The following is a 13,997-nucleotide window of genomic DNA, read 5'->3' as shown; positions in this document are numbered from 1 at the left end:
TCGTTATTCCGCGGCCTCAAGGCCGTCGCTTCCCAGTATCGGCAACTGCATCTCGAACACGGCCCCGCCTTGCGGGCTGTTTCGTGCTGTCAGCCGTCCACCATGGTCGTTTACGATCCCGGATGAGATGGCAAGCCCCAGACCGACCCCGTCGCCAGGCTGTTTCGTAGTATAGAACGGTTCGAACAGGTTTTCGATGTTCTCGATTCCATAGCCGTTGTCGCGCACTGTCAGCACCGCCGTATCGCCCGCTGCCAGTATGATTTCGACATCCGGTTCGGATACTGATTTGGTGGCGTCCAGAGCATTGCGCAAGAGGTTCACCATCACCTGCTCGATCCGCATCCGGTCCCCCATCACAGACACCGGTTCATCGGGCAGTATCTGGGTGATCTTGACGTGACGCTGGCGCAGTTGCGGCTCCATCATGGAGAGAGACGCTGCCAGCGCTTCACTAAGATTTACTGGGGAAAACGTATCTGCACCCTTCCGCGCATAGGATTTGAGCTGACGGGTAATCGCCCCCATCCTCTCGATCAAACCATCGATCCGACCAAAGCTTGCCAGCGCCTCTTCCGGCCGGTTCCGACGCAGCAAAAGACGCGCGCCAGCCAGGTAGGTCTTCATTGCAGCCAGAGGTTGATTTAGCTCATGGCTCACGGCCGCCGACATCTCGCCCAAAGCGGCCAGTTTCGAGCTTTGCGCCAGCGTCTGTTCGGCAACTTCCAGTGTTTTTTCAACCCGTTCCCGCTCAGCAATTTCCCGCTTTAGCCTTGAGTTCAATGCGCGAAGCTCTGCCGACTCGCGCTGGAACAACGCCATGCGGAACGTGGCTCGACGGCTAAGCGCGTAGAAGGCCAAGGCCAGAAGAATCGCAAATCCCATGATCTCAAGTGCGATAACACTGTTCACTTTTTCCCGAATCGACTCGTAGGTGGTGAACGAGGTCATTTTCCAACCGCGAAACGGGATGCGCGTTTCCATCCGCATCACTGCCTCGCCCTGTAGGTAGGCGTCTGGCGGCAAGGCGGTCCAGTCGGTCGTGGCACGAATTGCACGCTGGATAGCACCTTGCGCCGGCTGGCGCAGCAATGCGGCGTTTTCTTCAAGCCCGCGCCATTGCGGTTCAGTCGACAGAATGATCGTCCCGGTGCTGTCCGTCACCATCACAGCGTCGGAAATACCTGCCCAGGCGCGCTCGAATTTCTGCAGGTCAACTTCGACCACGATAACGCCAAGAACCTCGGCGTTCGCCTCCATTCGTCTTGAATAGACAAAGCTGTAGCCGCCCGAATCTTTTTCAATTACCGTGAATATTGTCGAATTCGCCCGCACCGCATCAATGAAATACGGCGAACTCCGGTGTGGCTCTCCCAAACGCGCGCGATCAGTGGCCGCAACAGTACGGCCATCACCGTCCAGCAACATCAGCGAGGCCGCGCCGATCTCTTCAACAAACGAGATCAAACGCTGGGTGGACAGCGAATAATCACTGGACTGCAGCGCGGAAATCAATGTGGGGTCGCGCGCTAAAAGCTGCGGAACAATTGCATTTCGGCGCAGTTCGCTCAGCAAGTTGCCTGAATACAGCGCCAGTCGCACTTCGGCCCGGTTTCGTGTGGATTCGGTAAACCGGTCCGTCAGTAGACGGTTGGTTACATAAACCGTGGTAACCGTTGCGATCAAAAGAAAGATAACCGCCAAGCGCAGCCGCCAACCCAATGGCGCACCACGAAACGGTTTTGTCAGAAAGGACCAGCCAGAGCGAACTTCGGAACTCATCCCGGAAAGTTACGCGGGCTGGATCGTAAGCTCAAGTCACGCCGGAGCAAGAACGCCAGACAATGCGCGGAACAATGCCGTTCCGTCCGTTCCGCCATGGCCGTCGTCTGCCGCACGTTCAGGGTGTGGCATCATTCCCAGCACCCGACGGTTTTCAGACAGGATACCGGCAATATCTCCGACCGAGCCGTTCGGATTCTCGGTATAGGTGAACGCGACCCGATCCTGATCCTGCAGTTTGGCCAGTGTGGCGTCATCCGCAAAATAGTTACCATCATGGTGCGCGATCGGAATACCGATCACATCGCCCGCATTGTAACCTTCGGTGAAGGCACTGTCGCTGGTTTCCACCTTCAGGCCAACCGTGCGGCAGATGTATTTCAGACCGGCATTTCGCAGCAACGCACCCGGCAGGATGCCGGTTTCTGTCAGGATCTGAAACCCATTGCAAACACCAACGGCATAACCGCCACGTTTGGTATGATCGACCACGGCCTTGCAGATCGGCGACTGTGCGGCGATGGCACCGCAGCGCAGGTAGTCGCCGTAGGAAAAGCCACCCGGAACACCGACGATATCCACACCTTCGGGCAGCGCGGCGTCCTTGTGCCAGACCATATCGACCTGAAAACCAGCCTGTTCGAAAGCGACGGCAAGATCCCGATCACAATTGGACCCTGGGAATACGATGACAGCTGCGCGCATGGCGGGGCCTCCGGGGATAAGGTTCAGACCAGTTCGACTTCGTAGCGTTCGATGACCGTGTTGGCCAACAGCTTTTCGCACATCTCGGTGATGTCCGCCTCGGTCGCGCCTTCGGCCAGCTCAAGGTCGATCACCTTGCCCTGCCGCACACCTTCGACCTGATCAAAGCCCATGGCACCCAATGCGTGACGCACCGCCTCACCCTGCGGGTCGAGGACCCCGTTCTTGAGCATTACATGCACACGTGCTTTCATTCGCGCAACTCCAGCTGAGGGCCGATGTTGTCGGCCCGTTCCGTTGCGCGGGGGATAACGCGCTGGAAGGCGTTCGACAACCCTTCTTGAGGTGGGCAGATGACCGCACTTACACCCGCTACCCGCCACCACCGGAATTCAATCCGGGATAGTGCGCGTCGATTGCATTGAACGTGCCTGTCAAAACCATCTCGATTGCGACCGCCACAAGTATGAGAGCCATGACCCGGGTGATGACATTAATCATCGTCATACCCAATAGGCGCGAGATCGGATCGGCGAACAACAAGCCAAGGCCAACGATCAAACAGGCGATCACGATTGCCGTTCCAAGGGTTACTACTTCGGCACCATCGCTAAGCGTATGAGAGTAAACGATTGTTATCGCAATAGTGCCAGGCCCGATAGTCAACGGAATAGCAAGCGGTACAACGGCGATGTTTTCTTTTTTCCTATGCCCATCCTCTACAGCTTGCTGATCCCCTTGTGACCTGTCCGAAGCGTTCAGCATCGACATACCAATTCCGAAGATGATTAGCCCCCCGGCAATACGGAACGAAGGTATGTCGATCCCGAACACAGCCAGGATCTCTTCTCCGATCACAACCGCTATCAGGCCGACTATGATCACTGTCCCCGTCACGATAAACGCTACCCGCCGGCGTTCGGGGGCCGAATATCCTTTCGTCATGCTAAGAAAAATCGGGATTCCGTAGAGCGGGTTGAAAATAGCCAGAAGGGCTGCAAGGAATTTTAGAAAAACTGCCTGATCAAACAATTCGGCCATGTATAGCGCCACCCTCGTTTTCGTATTTGCCCGACAATGCCGGACAACCGGTAACCCTGTCAAACCGCTAGATACAAAGAAAAAAGCACCGCTTTGGGTAAAGCGGTGCTTTTAACAATATGCGGTTCGCCTGTGTGATCAGTTGATCAGCGTAGGCTTAGCGACGTTACTTTTCGGCAAAACGCCCAGCCGGCGTGCGACTTCGGAATAGGCGTCCGTCAGACTGCCCAGATCGCGGCGGAATACGTCTTTGTCCAGTTTTTGACCGGTTTCGATATCCCACAGACGGCAACTGTCGGGGCTGATTTCATCGGCCACGATCAAACGCTGGAAATCCCCATCATAAACACGGCCAATCTCGATCTTGAAATCGACCAGACGAATGCCGACAGCCAGCATCATGCCGCTCATAAAATCATTGACGCGCAGCGCGAGGCTCAGGATATCGTCCATGTCCTGTTGGCTGGCCCAGCCAAAGGCAGCGATGTGTTCCTCAGTAACCAGCGGATCACCCAAAGCGTCGTCTTTATAGCAATATTCGACAATTGGGCGCGGCAGTTGCGTACCTTCGGCAATGCCCAAACGTTTCGACATTGTTCCCGCGGCATAGTTGCGAACTATGATTTCAAGCGGAACAATCTCGCAATTGCGCACCAATTGCTCACGCATGTTCAGGCGACGGATGAAGTGGGTCGGAACACCAATCTGGTTGAGACCGTTCATGAAGAACTCGCTCAGGCGGTTGTTCAGCACGCCCTTACCGTCGATGACATCTTTCTTTTCCGCATTAAACGCGGTGGCATCATCCTTGAAGTACTGCACAATGGTGCCAGGCTCTGGGCCTTCATACAGAATTTTGGCCTTACCTTCGTAGATCTTTTTGCGACGCGCCATGAGCGACCTTTCCAGTCCGGGGCGAGGGAATGAGTCCCTTCGCGTTGGCGCCCTCATAGTCCAAGCCCCCCTTTCCCGCAAGTTCAGCGGACCGAGAGGCTTTGACGCAGCGCAATTCCCTTGCACAGGCGCTCAGCTATAGTCATATCATCAATTAAGAAGATGTAAGCTATGAGGTCCACAAACAATGACCACTTTTGACGAACGCGAAAACGCTTTTGAAGCAAAATTCGCTCATGACGAAGAAATGCAGTTCAAAGCACAGGCGCGCTGCAACAGATTGCTGGGCCTCTGGGCCGCAGAAAAGATGGGCAAGTCCGGCGAGGACGCCGAAGCCTATGCCAAAACCGTAGTAATCGCCGATTTCGAAGAGGCCGGGCACGAAGATGTCGTGCGCAAAGTCGCCGGTGATTTGGGCGCGCTGTCGTCCGATGAGGAAATCCGCGCAAAAATGGCCGAGCTTTTGCCCCAAGCCAAAGCGCAGGTCCTGAGCGAAACCGAATAAAAAAACACTCGGCTCATGATCTTCATGAGTTTTATGAATTTGATTTGATGCCCCGGTCATGAGACACGGGGCGTCTCTATTTTTAACGGCCCCATTCGGCTATTTGGGAATACCCCCATGACAAATGCGCTCAATAAACTTCTGGAAACAAATGATGCTTTGCTGGCCGATGGTGCCACGGGCACGAACTTGTTCAATATGGGCCTGCAATCAGGTGACGCGCCCGAGCTGTGGAATGTCGAAGCACCGGATAAAATCCGCGCTTTGTACCAAGGTTCGGTTGATGCCGGCAGCGACTTGTTTCTGACCAACACCTTCGGCGGCACATCCGCGCGCCTGAAATTGCACGACGCCCAGAACCGGGTTGGTGAGTTGAACAGGATCGGTGCCGAACTGGGCCGTGAAGTGGCGGACAAATCTGGTCGCACCGTTGTTGTCGCAGGCTCTGTTGGTCCGACCGGTGAGATCATGGAACCTATTGGCAGCCTGTCCCATGCCGGCGCTGTTGAGATGTTTCACGAGCAAGCCGAAGCGCTGAAAGAAGGTGGCGCGGACGTTCTATGGGTCGAAACCATCAGCGCACCCGAAGAATTCAGAGCGGCAGCAGAAGCTTTTGCGCTGGCCGACATGCCCTGGTGTGGCACCATGAGTTTTGACACTGCCGGACGTACCATGATGGGCGTAACCTCCGCAGATCTGGCTCAATTGGTCGAAACCCTGCCCAATCCGCCAATCGCATTTGGGGCCAACTGCGGCACGGGCGCGTCGGACATCCTGCGCACGGTTCTTGGATTTGCGGCTCAGGGAACGGAACGTCCGGTGATTTCCAAAGGCAACGCGGGTATCCCGAAATATGTCGATGGCCACATTCACTATGACGGTACGCCTGAATTAATGGGCCGATACGCCCAAATGGCACGGGATTCAGGTGCCACGATCATCGGTGGATGCTGCGGAACCATGCCGGATCACCTGCGCAAAATGCGCGAGGCGCTCGACACCACCAGCCGCGGGACACGTCCGACGCTGGATCAGATCACAGATGCGCTGGGCCCGTTCTCATCGGCCTCGGACGGCACCGAAGCCGATGCAGTGGTTCCTGAACGGCGCAATCGCCGTCGCCGTCGCGCTTAAATCTTTCAGCGCCCCTCGAATTTCGGGGGGCGTTTTTCCATGAAGGCGACAACGCCCTCGGAAAAGTCGCGCGAACGGCCACAGTCGCCCTGCAAATGCGCCTCCATCTCCAGTTGCTGCGGCAGAGTGTTGTCGTAAGTTCCGCGGATTGCCTGTTTGATCGCGCCAAACGCGGTGGTCGGTCCGTTTGCCAGATAGGCAGCTCGCTTGCGCCAATGCGCGTCGAAATCGTCGTCAGCCACCGCTTCCCAGATCATTCCCCATTCGTCCGCCTGTCTGGCACTGACCTTGTCGGCAAACAGCGCAGCGCCCATGGCCTTGGCGAACCCCATCTGGCGTGGCAGGAACCATGTGCCGCCCGCATCCGGCATCAAGCCGATACGGGAAAACGCCTGCAGGAAATACGCGCTTTCAGTCGCAATCACCACATCGGCGCTGAGCGCAATGTTCGCCCCGGCCCCGGCAGCTGGTCCGTTGACGGCTGCGATGGTTGGGACCGGACAGTTGTAGATGGATTCCAGCATGGGATCGTATTCGTCGCGCAGTGTGCGTTCCAGATCAATCCGGCCTGTGCTGGAAGAATCGCCCAGGTCCTGACCCGAGCAGAAGGCGCCCCCTGCCCCTGTCAGCACGATTGCCCGCGCATGCCGGGCCGCATGTGTCATCGCATGGGTGACCTCGGCCCGCATCTGTGCGGTCAGCGCGTTCATCTTGTCGGGCCGGTTCAGGGTTACCTCTGCCAGATTGTCAGTGATATCCAGCAGTATAGCCTCATAGTCCATGTAGTCCTCTCCCCATGCTCACGGCATTAGGGAACCCTGACTCAATTCAAGACGAAGGGAAAGAAATACGGTGGGTCAGTCGTCAAGAATCTGGCGCAGGCGTTCTTTCTCAGCTTCGCTGAGGCCATCCTTGACTTCAGTGCCCACCGCCTGAGATCGGTTGCGTAAAAAACTCCAGCCTATCACGGCGGCGATCAACAGCATGATCGGACCGGCCAGCCAAAGCATCAGGTTCGCCCCCGTAACCGTAGGCTTTAACAGAACGTATTCACCGTAACGATCCACTATAAAATCGACCGCTTCCTCATCGGTATCGCCCGCGACCAGCCGTTCGCGCAGCAACAAACGTAGATCGCGGGCAAGTTCGGCATTGCTTTCGTCGATGCTTTCGTTGCGGCAGACAAGGCAGCGCAGGCCGGTGCTCAGGTCACGCGCGCGTTGCTCCAGGACCGGGTCCTCCAGTACCTCGTCTGGCTGCACCGCAAACAAGGGCGATGCGATCAGGGCGAAAATCAGGATCAGACGCTTCATTCCGCCGGTACTCCACCCGAGGGTGCTTTGCGCGCCCCCGCTGCCACCCGGAACCTGCGGTCAGTCAAGCTCAGAAGCCCGCCCAATGCCATCAGGATACATCCGCCCCAGATCCAGTTGGCCAGAGGTTTGATGTAAGTCCGCATGACCCAACCACCATCGGCTTGCTGGTCCCCTATCACGACATAGAGGTCGCCCCAAAAGCGATAGTCGATCGCCGCCTCGGTAGTAGGCATCCGGGCAACGGGGTAATTGCGTTTCTCGGGATGCAGCGTGCCCATAGACCGACCGCTCTTTTCAACCTGAACATCCGCAGTGGTTGAGAAATAGTTCGGTCCCTTAACTTCGCGGACGTTTCCAAGCGTCAGTGTGAACTGCCCAACTTCAAACGGCTGACCGGGCTGCGCAACGCGGATATCTTCAACCTCCCACGCGGTCAGACCGGCAATGGCAAAGATGGTCACGCCAAGCCCGGTATGAGCCACAGCTTTACCCCAGTCCGCGCCAGGTAAGCGGAACAGACGTTGGATACTGCCCTTGCGACCGGTGCGGCTCCACAAGTCCACAGCCGCACCTAAAGTGATCCAGGCCCCAAGAAACAGTCCGATTGGCCCAAGGGCGCTGCGCCCGGTCTGCATAACCCAGACCAACAGGGCCAACGCGACCGACAAGATGAACACATAGCGCAGGGAATAGGCCGTCTTGCCCAATTTGCCCCGTTTCCATGGCAACATGGACCCTATCGGCAAAGCAATTCCCAAGGCCACCATGAAGGGCGTGAAGGCCGCGTTGAAGAATGGCGCCCCGACCGAGAGCTTACGGTCAAACGCCATCTCGGCCACCATCGGCCACATCGTTCCGAAGAATACCACGAAACAGCTGACTGCCAGCAGGATGTTATTTAGAATCAACGCGCTTTCGCGGCTGACAACGCTGAACACACCCTTTGCCTCCATCGCTTGTGCGCGGGCCGCGAACAGGGTCAGTGCGCCACCGATGAAGAGCACCAGAATGATCAAGATAAAGACGCCGCGTTCCGGGTCATTTGCAAAGGCATGCACAGAAGTCAGCAAGCCCGACCGTACGATGAATGTCCCGATCAGCGAAAAGCCGAATGCGATGATGGCCAAAAGGATGGTCCAACTTTTCAACGCTTCGCGTTTTTCCACGACGATGGCGGAATGCAACAGGGCAGCGGCCAAAAGCCATGGCATGAACGAGGCGTTTTCCACCGGGTCCCAGAACCAGAAACCACCCCAACCCAGCTCGTAATAGGCCCACCATGATCCCAGAGCGATGCCAATGGTCAGGAATATCCACGCGGCCAGGGTCCACGGACGCACCCAGCGGCCCCATGCGGCATCAACACGCCCTTCGATCAGGGCGGCCACAGCAAAACTGAATGCCATGCTAAGCCCCACATAACCCAGATACAGGAACGGCGGATGGAAGGCCAAGCCGGGATCCTGCAACAACGGGTTCAGGTCGCGACCGTCAAACGGGGCGACGATCAGCCGATCAAAGGGGTTCGAGGTGAACAGGATGAACGCAAAAAACGCCACCGCAATCATCGATTGAACCGACAGAACCCGCGCTTTCAATGTCGGTGGCAAGCCACCTCCGAAAAACGCAGCCATCGCTCCGAACAATGACACGATAAGAACCCACAACAGCATCGAGCCCTCGTGGTTTCCCCACGTCCCGCTGATCTTGTACAGCATCGGCTTGGCCGAATGGCTGTTCTCGACGACCACACGCAGGGAAAAGTCCGAAGTCACGAACGCCCAGACCAAGGCTCCGAACGAGAAAGAAACCAGCAAGAACTGGACGATTGCCGCGGGTTCCGCGACCCCCATCCAGCCGACCCAGCGTTTGGCTGCGCCGATCAAGGGGACGATCGACTGCACGATTGCGACGAGGAAGGCGAGGATCAGGGCGAAATGGCCAAGTTCTGTAATCATGCCCCGGATATAATCCTGTTGCGTGACAAGCACCAATCACTTTCGCCCTCTTGCCGCGAACATAGTGTCGCGGGTCAGCCGGCCCTTTTGCGCCGCCATGTCTCTAACGCAGGGTTTTCGTCGGATTTTATTGTGTCTGCTGTCAGTGCCGCGTCCGGGCCGGGTTTGGCCACACCCACGCTGTCGCTACGCATCGCCGCCAGCGCCTTTAGGTTCCCAACCACTTGCGGAGTGCGCATCATAGTGGCGGAAATTTCGCGTTGCAATTCTTGCACCTTGGCCTGATGCCGCGCGCCGAAATAAAAGGACACAATCACCCCCAGCAACCACCACAACGGCTCGGGTACTAGGGCGATCCCCTGCATACGCGCCGAAAACCAGACCGGATCGACCATGGCTGCCACGAAAAGACCAAGCGTTCCCAGTGCCATCGCGGGCCTGGGCAGGCGGTTAAGCCCGTCGATAAACCGATCAAACGGAGCTTTTCCAGCGCCATGGAATTCTGCCGCGAACTGACTGACGGCCTGCTGTCGAACCTGCAAACCCCTCTCGGCGCCGCTTTCGGCATTTTCCCGAAAGACTTCGACAGTTTCGCGTATGATGTTGCGCTCGTTTCCAAACAGAAAAGCCAAAATACCCGAGATCAATCCCATCGTGAAATCCTCTTTTGAAACTCTGTGTCCGTCAGATGATAGGAGGGCGAAACAAACTCTTCCGCTCGTCGGATCCAGCCCCCTTTACCGCCCGCCCTGCTACGCGCGTATTTGCGGGACGCGGGCCTTCGGTCCGCGAGACGGAAATAATAGTTGCGGCGCGCGACCCCATAGGCATCTGCGAACGTTACCGGGTCGGACTTGGCCGCGCTTTGGCATGCCCGAGCTGTCTGTGGCCCGACAACACCGTCAACGACTACGTCGAATCCCATTTCGCGCAACAATCGCTGCAGAATGCGGACTGCCTGCGCACCTGCATTGACGTACATGTCAAACACCGAGGGTTGGACCATCTTGGGCAACAGCCTCAGGCGTGGAAGCTCAAAATAATGTCGGACGAAAATATCAACGGCCTGCGCTTTGCTGAGTCTTCGCACATCCGTTTGGTCCACCACCCCATCACTAGACAAATCCAGACCCAGACGCCGCATGGTATGAACGGTCACACCATAGTTCGTTGCGCCGCCCGGATCATCCGGGTCATCTACGAACCCGCCCTCTCGCCCCACGATCTCAGTCGCAATTTGCCGAACCGTCTGCATCGCACCCTCCGCCCGTGATTGCGCAAAGGCTCGGGTAAATTCGTTAACACGTGGCAATCAAAAAGGGCGCTGAGTGTCATGTGCACGCAACGCCCTTGTTTTCAAACTAGAATTCGGTCCTGGATCAGCCTCCGTCGACCTCCTTATAGACACCCTGTTCCTTCAAGGCATCTACGACCTCTTTCGGCATGTAGGTTTCATCGTGTTTGGCAAGAATTTCAGTGGCTTCGAAAACGCCATTTACGTAAGATCCGGTGCCGATCATTCCCTGATTTTCTGTGAACAGGTCCGGCAGAACGCCGGTAAAGGCTACGGGAACACTATCGCCGCCATCGGTCACGACGAAGCGTACCGTCTTGCCCTGCCCCCGCACGATCGAGCCTTCTTCGACCAGTCCGCCAATCCGAAATACTTCGGTCGGCTTGGGGGGCTCGGCGATCACCTGGCTGGGTGAACGGAAGAAATTGATGCCGTCCCGCATGGCATACCCAATCAACGCCGTCGACAGCGCCAAAGCGACAGCTGCCAGCACAATAACCTGAATTCGACGACGTTTCTTGAGCGTTTTCATACCGTCCTCACGGGAACAAGGGGGCCATCATCAGGCCCCGGGTTTCATCCTCACCTAACATCAGGTTAGCGTTCTGCAAGGCTTGCCCACTGCTACCTTTTGTCAGGTTATCCAACGCGCCAATCACAATGGCCCGGCGTTCTATCCGATCTGCCACCACACCGATATGGCAGAAGTTCGATCCCCGCACATGGTGGGTCGAGGGTGCCTCGCCAAAGGGCAGCATCTGGATAAAGGGTTCGTCTACGTAAGCCTTTGCCAGCGCCTCATATACGCTGCTCGGATCACCCTTGACATAAGTCGTTGCCAGAATACCCCGGTTGGCCGGGATCAGGTGTGGTGTGAATTGCACGTGAACGGTCCGCCCGGCCAGAGCCGAGAATTCCTGATCAAACTCACCCAGATGTCGATGCGTGCCGCCAACCGCATAGGCGTTGTAGCCTTCGCTAAGCTCTGCATGCAGCAGGTTTTCCTTCAGCGACCGCCCTGCCCCGGACACAGCGCATTTCAGATCCAAAACGATATCGTCCAGATCAATGACGCCGGCCGAAATCAGCGGGCGCAGCACGTACTGACCAGTCGCCGCATTGCAGCCGGTTCCGGCCACAAGGCGCGCATTGCGGATCTCATCCCGGTAGAACTCGGTCAGGCCATAGACCGCCTCTTCCTGCTGCTCCATTGCCACATGCGGGTTTCCGTACCACTTCTCGTACTCTTCGGGGTCGCGCAGCCTGAAATCCGCAGACAGATCGACGATCTTCAGGGTCTTGGGCAAGTCCCGAATGACCTCTTGACTGGTTTTATGCGGCAGCGCGCAAAAACACAGGTCGACTTGCGAAAAGTCGATCTCGGAGATTTTGCACAGATCCGGCAAGTCCATGTGCCGCAGATGCGGAAAGACCTGCGCCATCGACTGACCAGCCTTACGCTCGGCTGCCAGCGCGACGATGTCTATATTCGGGTGCTCAGCGATCAGCCGCACCAGTTCAGCGCCGGTATAACCAGATGCGCCCAATATTGCGATTCTATGGGTCATGTGAGACCTCTTGTTTCAGTGTGTCACAGGATACGATCGCCGGTGTGACGGTCGTTGAACTACGGGATCAAACAGGCTGCGTCCTTGACCTAAGTCAGGCAGCCTCGAAGGTGATTTGTCGTCGGAGGAATTGTGTCGCCCTGTCGCTGACAAACGCGGGCTTGCCGGTGGTTAAAAATCCACCCTCGCCGTTTCCTTGCATTTTCGGGTGCCGTTGCAGGTAGTCCGCAAGGCTTTCGGCAACCAAATCACCCTGACTGTACACCTGAACGTCCGACCCCAGTGCCTTTTGGAAGGTCTCAGCCATCAAAGGATAGTGGGTACAGCCTAGAATCGCGGCTTGCGGTTCCGGCATCTTGCGCCTTAGCGCGTCCACATGGGACCGAACCAGCGCTTCTGCCAGGATCATGTCGCCGTCTTCAATCGCGTCTACGACGCCTCCACAGGCCTGCGCTTCAACATCCACGCCGATGGCCCGAAATGCCAGTTCCCGCTGAAAGGCCCGACTGGACACTGTGGCAGGCGTTGCAAACAGGGCCACGTGCTTCACTGCAACCTCACGCGGAGGACTGTTGTCGCCCCACTGCCGTTCCGTCAGCGCTTCGATCAGCGGAACAAACACGCCAAGCACGCGCTTGCCTTCGGGCACCCCCTCTTCCTGCATCCGGCGTAACGCCGCAGCACTAGCGGTATTGCAGGCCAGAATCACCAGGTCACAGCCCCGGTTCCACAGATCGTTCACCGCCCTGCGTGTCAGGTCGTAAATGTTTTCAGCGTCCCGCACGCCGTAGGGCGCGTGTTCGCTGTCCGCGAAATACAGAAAATCCACGTCCGGCAGACGTTTCTGCGCGGCGTTCAGGACGGTCAAGCCGCCCAACCCGGAATCAAAGATGCCTACTGCCATTTGCCCCTTCAGGCGCGATGCCGTTCCTCAAATTCATAGCCATAGTCATAAGACTTCAGCGGCTTCGGGGACAGCTCATACGTGGCTTTGCGTAAGAAATCCATCATCTTGCGTTTATCCGTTGCCAGCGGGTCCAGAACGTCTCGGGAAATTGGCTCACCGATGACCACTTTTACCGGCGTATCGACGCGCTTTTTGAACTCTTTGATCAGCAAACCCATGCGCAATGTGTTGTGCAGATGGCTGGCGATCTGGAATAGGCACGATGTGTGACCGTCAAAGAAAACCGGCACGACAGTCGCGTTAGATTTGGCCACCATCCTTGCGGTAAACCCGCGCCAGCCCGGATCCATCGGATGAGAGAACGGTTTCAGGCCAGTGCTGACCGTTCCACCCGGGAATATCCCAATGGCACCGCCATCACCAAGATAGTTCAGCGCGGTTTTGCGCGTTTCAATATTCTGCTTCATCGCCTCTTTCGTTTCTTCAAACGATATCGGCAAGACAATGTTGTCCAAGTCTTCGGCTTTCCGAAACACATGGTTTGCCAGAATGCGAAAATCGCCCCGCGTTTCGGACAAAATGTGACCCATCATCATTCCGTCCAAAATGCCATAGGGATGGTTGGCAATCAGGATCAGTGGCCCGGTTCGGGGGATGTTCGACAACGACCCGCCGACCACGTCCAGCGAAAGCCCGTACCTCTCAACCATGACCGCCCAGAAATCACGCCCGTCGGCAACTTCTTTTTCATACCCGTCTGCACGCTTAATCAGGCGCATGCGACCCGTTGTATTCTCCATCAACTTAATGACCATACGCCCGCTTTTGGTTTCAGCGGAATAGGCATAAGAGATGTCACGAGCAACGTGGCGGCGCGAGGGCATTTCGAACTC

At 56.9% G+C, this 13,997-nt stretch carries 16 protein-coding genes; 2 read left to right on the top strand and 14 right to left on the bottom strand.

The window, feature by feature from the left end:
- Positions 1-3: 3 nt before the first annotated feature.
- From AC2FD9_RS02895 to purC, 5 genes are all read right to left on the bottom strand, one after another.
- Positions 4-1,782 (bottom strand): sensor histidine kinase, encoded by a 1,779-nt coding sequence (locus AC2FD9_RS02895; protein ID WP_109311570.1) that lies wholly within the window; start codon positions 1,780-1,782, stop codon positions 4-6.
- Positions 1,783-1,818: 36 nt separating this feature from the next.
- On the bottom strand, positions 1,819-2,487 hold the full coding sequence (gene purQ / locus AC2FD9_RS02890) for a phosphoribosylformylglycinamidine synthase subunit PurQ (RefSeq protein ID WP_113790693.1): 669 nt from the start codon (positions 2,485-2,487) through the stop codon (positions 1,819-1,821).
- Between the two features lie 23 nt (positions 2,488-2,510).
- A complete protein-coding gene (purS, locus tag AC2FD9_RS02885; RefSeq protein WP_058271544.1) occupies positions 2,511-2,741 on the bottom strand; it encodes a phosphoribosylformylglycinamidine synthase subunit PurS in 231 nt (76 codons plus the stop codon).
- 118 nt (positions 2,742-2,859) lie between these two features.
- A complete protein-coding gene (locus tag AC2FD9_RS02880) occupies positions 2,860-3,528 on the bottom strand; it encodes a MarC family protein (RefSeq protein WP_282168365.1) in 669 nt (222 codons plus the stop codon).
- A gap of 138 nt (positions 3,529-3,666) precedes the next feature.
- Entirely contained in the window at positions 3,667-4,422 is a 756-nt protein-coding gene (gene purC, locus AC2FD9_RS02875; RefSeq protein WP_108858692.1) for a phosphoribosylaminoimidazolesuccinocarboxamide synthase, read from the bottom strand.
- A gap of 187 nt (positions 4,423-4,609) precedes the next feature.
- Here purC and AC2FD9_RS02870 point away from each other — a divergent pair, with 187 nt between their 5' ends.
- Both AC2FD9_RS02870 and bmt read left to right on the top strand, forming a co-directional pair.
- On the top strand, positions 4,610-4,927 hold the full coding sequence (locus AC2FD9_RS02870; RefSeq protein WP_058271541.1) for a DUF1476 domain-containing protein: 318 nt from the start codon (positions 4,610-4,612) through the stop codon (positions 4,925-4,927).
- Between the two features lie 117 nt (positions 4,928-5,044).
- Positions 5,045-6,061: a betaine--homocysteine S-methyltransferase gene (bmt, locus tag AC2FD9_RS02865; protein WP_496835298.1), complete on the top strand. Its 1,017-nt coding sequence runs from the start codon at positions 5,045-5,047 to the stop codon at positions 6,059-6,061.
- Positions 6,062-6,066: 5 nt separating this feature from the next.
- Here the strand turns inward: bmt and AC2FD9_RS02860 are convergent, their stop codons facing one another.
- From AC2FD9_RS02860 to AC2FD9_RS02820, 9 genes are all read right to left on the bottom strand, one after another.
- The gene (locus AC2FD9_RS02860; protein ID WP_496835296.1) at positions 6,067-6,843 is read right to left on the bottom strand and encodes an enoyl-CoA hydratase-related protein; all 777 of its coding nucleotides are present in this window, start codon (positions 6,841-6,843) and stop codon (positions 6,067-6,069) included.
- Between the two features lie 75 nt (positions 6,844-6,918).
- Positions 6,919-7,374 (bottom strand): cytochrome c-type biogenesis protein, encoded by a 456-nt coding sequence (locus tag AC2FD9_RS02855; protein WP_058271538.1) that lies wholly within the window; start codon positions 7,372-7,374, stop codon positions 6,919-6,921.
- Entirely contained in the window at positions 7,371-9,335 is a 1,965-nt protein-coding gene (locus AC2FD9_RS02850; RefSeq protein ID WP_496835294.1) for a heme lyase CcmF/NrfE family subunit, read from the bottom strand. Before AC2FD9_RS02850 ends, AC2FD9_RS02855 begins: the two co-directional genes overlap by 4 nt.
- A 74-nt stretch (positions 9,336-9,409) precedes the next feature.
- The gene (locus AC2FD9_RS02845) at positions 9,410-9,988 is read right to left on the bottom strand and encodes a holin family protein (protein WP_496835293.1); all 579 of its coding nucleotides are present in this window, start codon (positions 9,986-9,988) and stop codon (positions 9,410-9,412) included.
- Positions 9,979-10,590, bottom strand: coding sequence for a holin-associated N-acetylmuramidase (locus AC2FD9_RS02840; RefSeq protein WP_496760518.1), 612 nt, complete (start codon positions 10,588-10,590; stop codon positions 9,979-9,981). Before AC2FD9_RS02840 ends, AC2FD9_RS02845 begins: the two co-directional genes overlap by 10 nt.
- A 124-nt stretch (positions 10,591-10,714) precedes the next feature.
- Entirely contained in the window at positions 10,715-11,161 is a 447-nt protein-coding gene (ccmE, locus tag AC2FD9_RS02835) for a cytochrome c maturation protein CcmE (RefSeq protein WP_108858699.1), read from the bottom strand.
- Between the two features lie 7 nt (positions 11,162-11,168).
- Positions 11,169-12,197: an N-acetyl-gamma-glutamyl-phosphate reductase gene (gene argC / locus AC2FD9_RS02830; protein WP_496835291.1), complete on the bottom strand. Its 1,029-nt coding sequence runs from the start codon at positions 12,195-12,197 to the stop codon at positions 11,169-11,171.
- 94 nt (positions 12,198-12,291) lie between these two features.
- Positions 12,292-13,101, bottom strand: coding sequence for a glutamate racemase (gene murI, locus AC2FD9_RS02825; protein WP_472723704.1), 810 nt, complete (start codon positions 13,099-13,101; stop codon positions 12,292-12,294).
- 8 nt (positions 13,102-13,109) lie between these two features.
- Positions 13,110-13,988 (bottom strand): lysophospholipid acyltransferase family protein, encoded by an 879-nt coding sequence (locus AC2FD9_RS02820; RefSeq protein ID WP_496835289.1) that lies wholly within the window; start codon positions 13,986-13,988, stop codon positions 13,110-13,112.
- Positions 13,989-13,997 lie beyond the last annotated feature (9 nt).

This window comes from Ruegeria sp. YTSC230, assembly GCF_059609665.1.
The sequence above is the reverse complement of the archived record's forward strand: the minus strand, read 5'-3'. Positions and strand labels throughout refer to the sequence as shown.

Bases quoted from the DNA above. Each gene is read 5' to 3' on its own strand.
- AC2FD9_RS02895 (WP_109311570.1), bottom strand. From the start codon at position 1,782: ATGAGTTCCGAAGTTCGCTCTGGCTGGTCCTTTCTGACAAAACCGTTT.
- purQ (WP_113790693.1), bottom strand. From the start codon at position 2,487: ATGCGCGCAGCTGTCATCGTATTCCCAGGGTCCAATTGTGATCGGGAT.
- purS (WP_058271544.1), bottom strand. From the start codon at position 2,741: ATGAAAGCACGTGTGCATGTAATGCTCAAGAACGGGGTCCTCGACCCG.
- AC2FD9_RS02880 (WP_282168365.1), bottom strand. From the start codon at position 3,528: ATGGCCGAATTGTTTGATCAGGCAGTTTTTCTAAAATTCCTTGCAGCC.
- purC (WP_108858692.1), bottom strand. From the start codon at position 4,422: ATGGCGCGTCGCAAAAAGATCTACGAAGGTAAGGCCAAAATTCTGTAT.
- AC2FD9_RS02870 (WP_058271541.1), top strand. From the start codon at position 4,610: ATGACCACTTTTGACGAACGCGAAAACGCTTTTGAAGCAAAATTCGCT.
- bmt (WP_496835298.1), top strand. From the start codon at position 5,045: ATGACAAATGCGCTCAATAAACTTCTGGAAACAAATGATGCTTTGCTG.
- AC2FD9_RS02860 (WP_496835296.1), bottom strand. From the start codon at position 6,843: ATGGACTATGAGGCTATACTGCTGGATATCACTGACAATCTGGCAGAG.
- AC2FD9_RS02855 (WP_058271538.1), bottom strand. From the start codon at position 7,374: ATGAAGCGTCTGATCCTGATTTTCGCCCTGATCGCATCGCCCTTGTTT.
- AC2FD9_RS02850 (WP_496835294.1), bottom strand. From the start codon at position 9,335: ATGATTACAGAACTTGGCCATTTCGCCCTGATCCTCGCCTTCCTCGTC.
- AC2FD9_RS02845 (WP_496835293.1), bottom strand. From the start codon at position 9,988: ATGGGATTGATCTCGGGTATTTTGGCTTTTCTGTTTGGAAACGAGCGC.
- AC2FD9_RS02840 (WP_496760518.1), bottom strand. From the start codon at position 10,590: ATGCAGACGGTTCGGCAAATTGCGACTGAGATCGTGGGGCGAGAGGGC.
- ccmE (WP_108858699.1), bottom strand. From the start codon at position 11,161: ATGAAAACGCTCAAGAAACGTCGTCGAATTCAGGTTATTGTGCTGGCA.
- argC (WP_496835291.1), bottom strand. From the start codon at position 12,197: ATGACCCATAGAATCGCAATATTGGGCGCATCTGGTTATACCGGCGCT.
- murI (WP_472723704.1), bottom strand. From the start codon at position 13,101: ATGGCAGTAGGCATCTTTGATTCCGGGTTGGGCGGCTTGACCGTCCTG.
- AC2FD9_RS02820 (WP_496835289.1), bottom strand. From the start codon at position 13,988: ATGCCCTCGCGCCGCCACGTTGCTCGTGACATCTCTTATGCCTATTCC.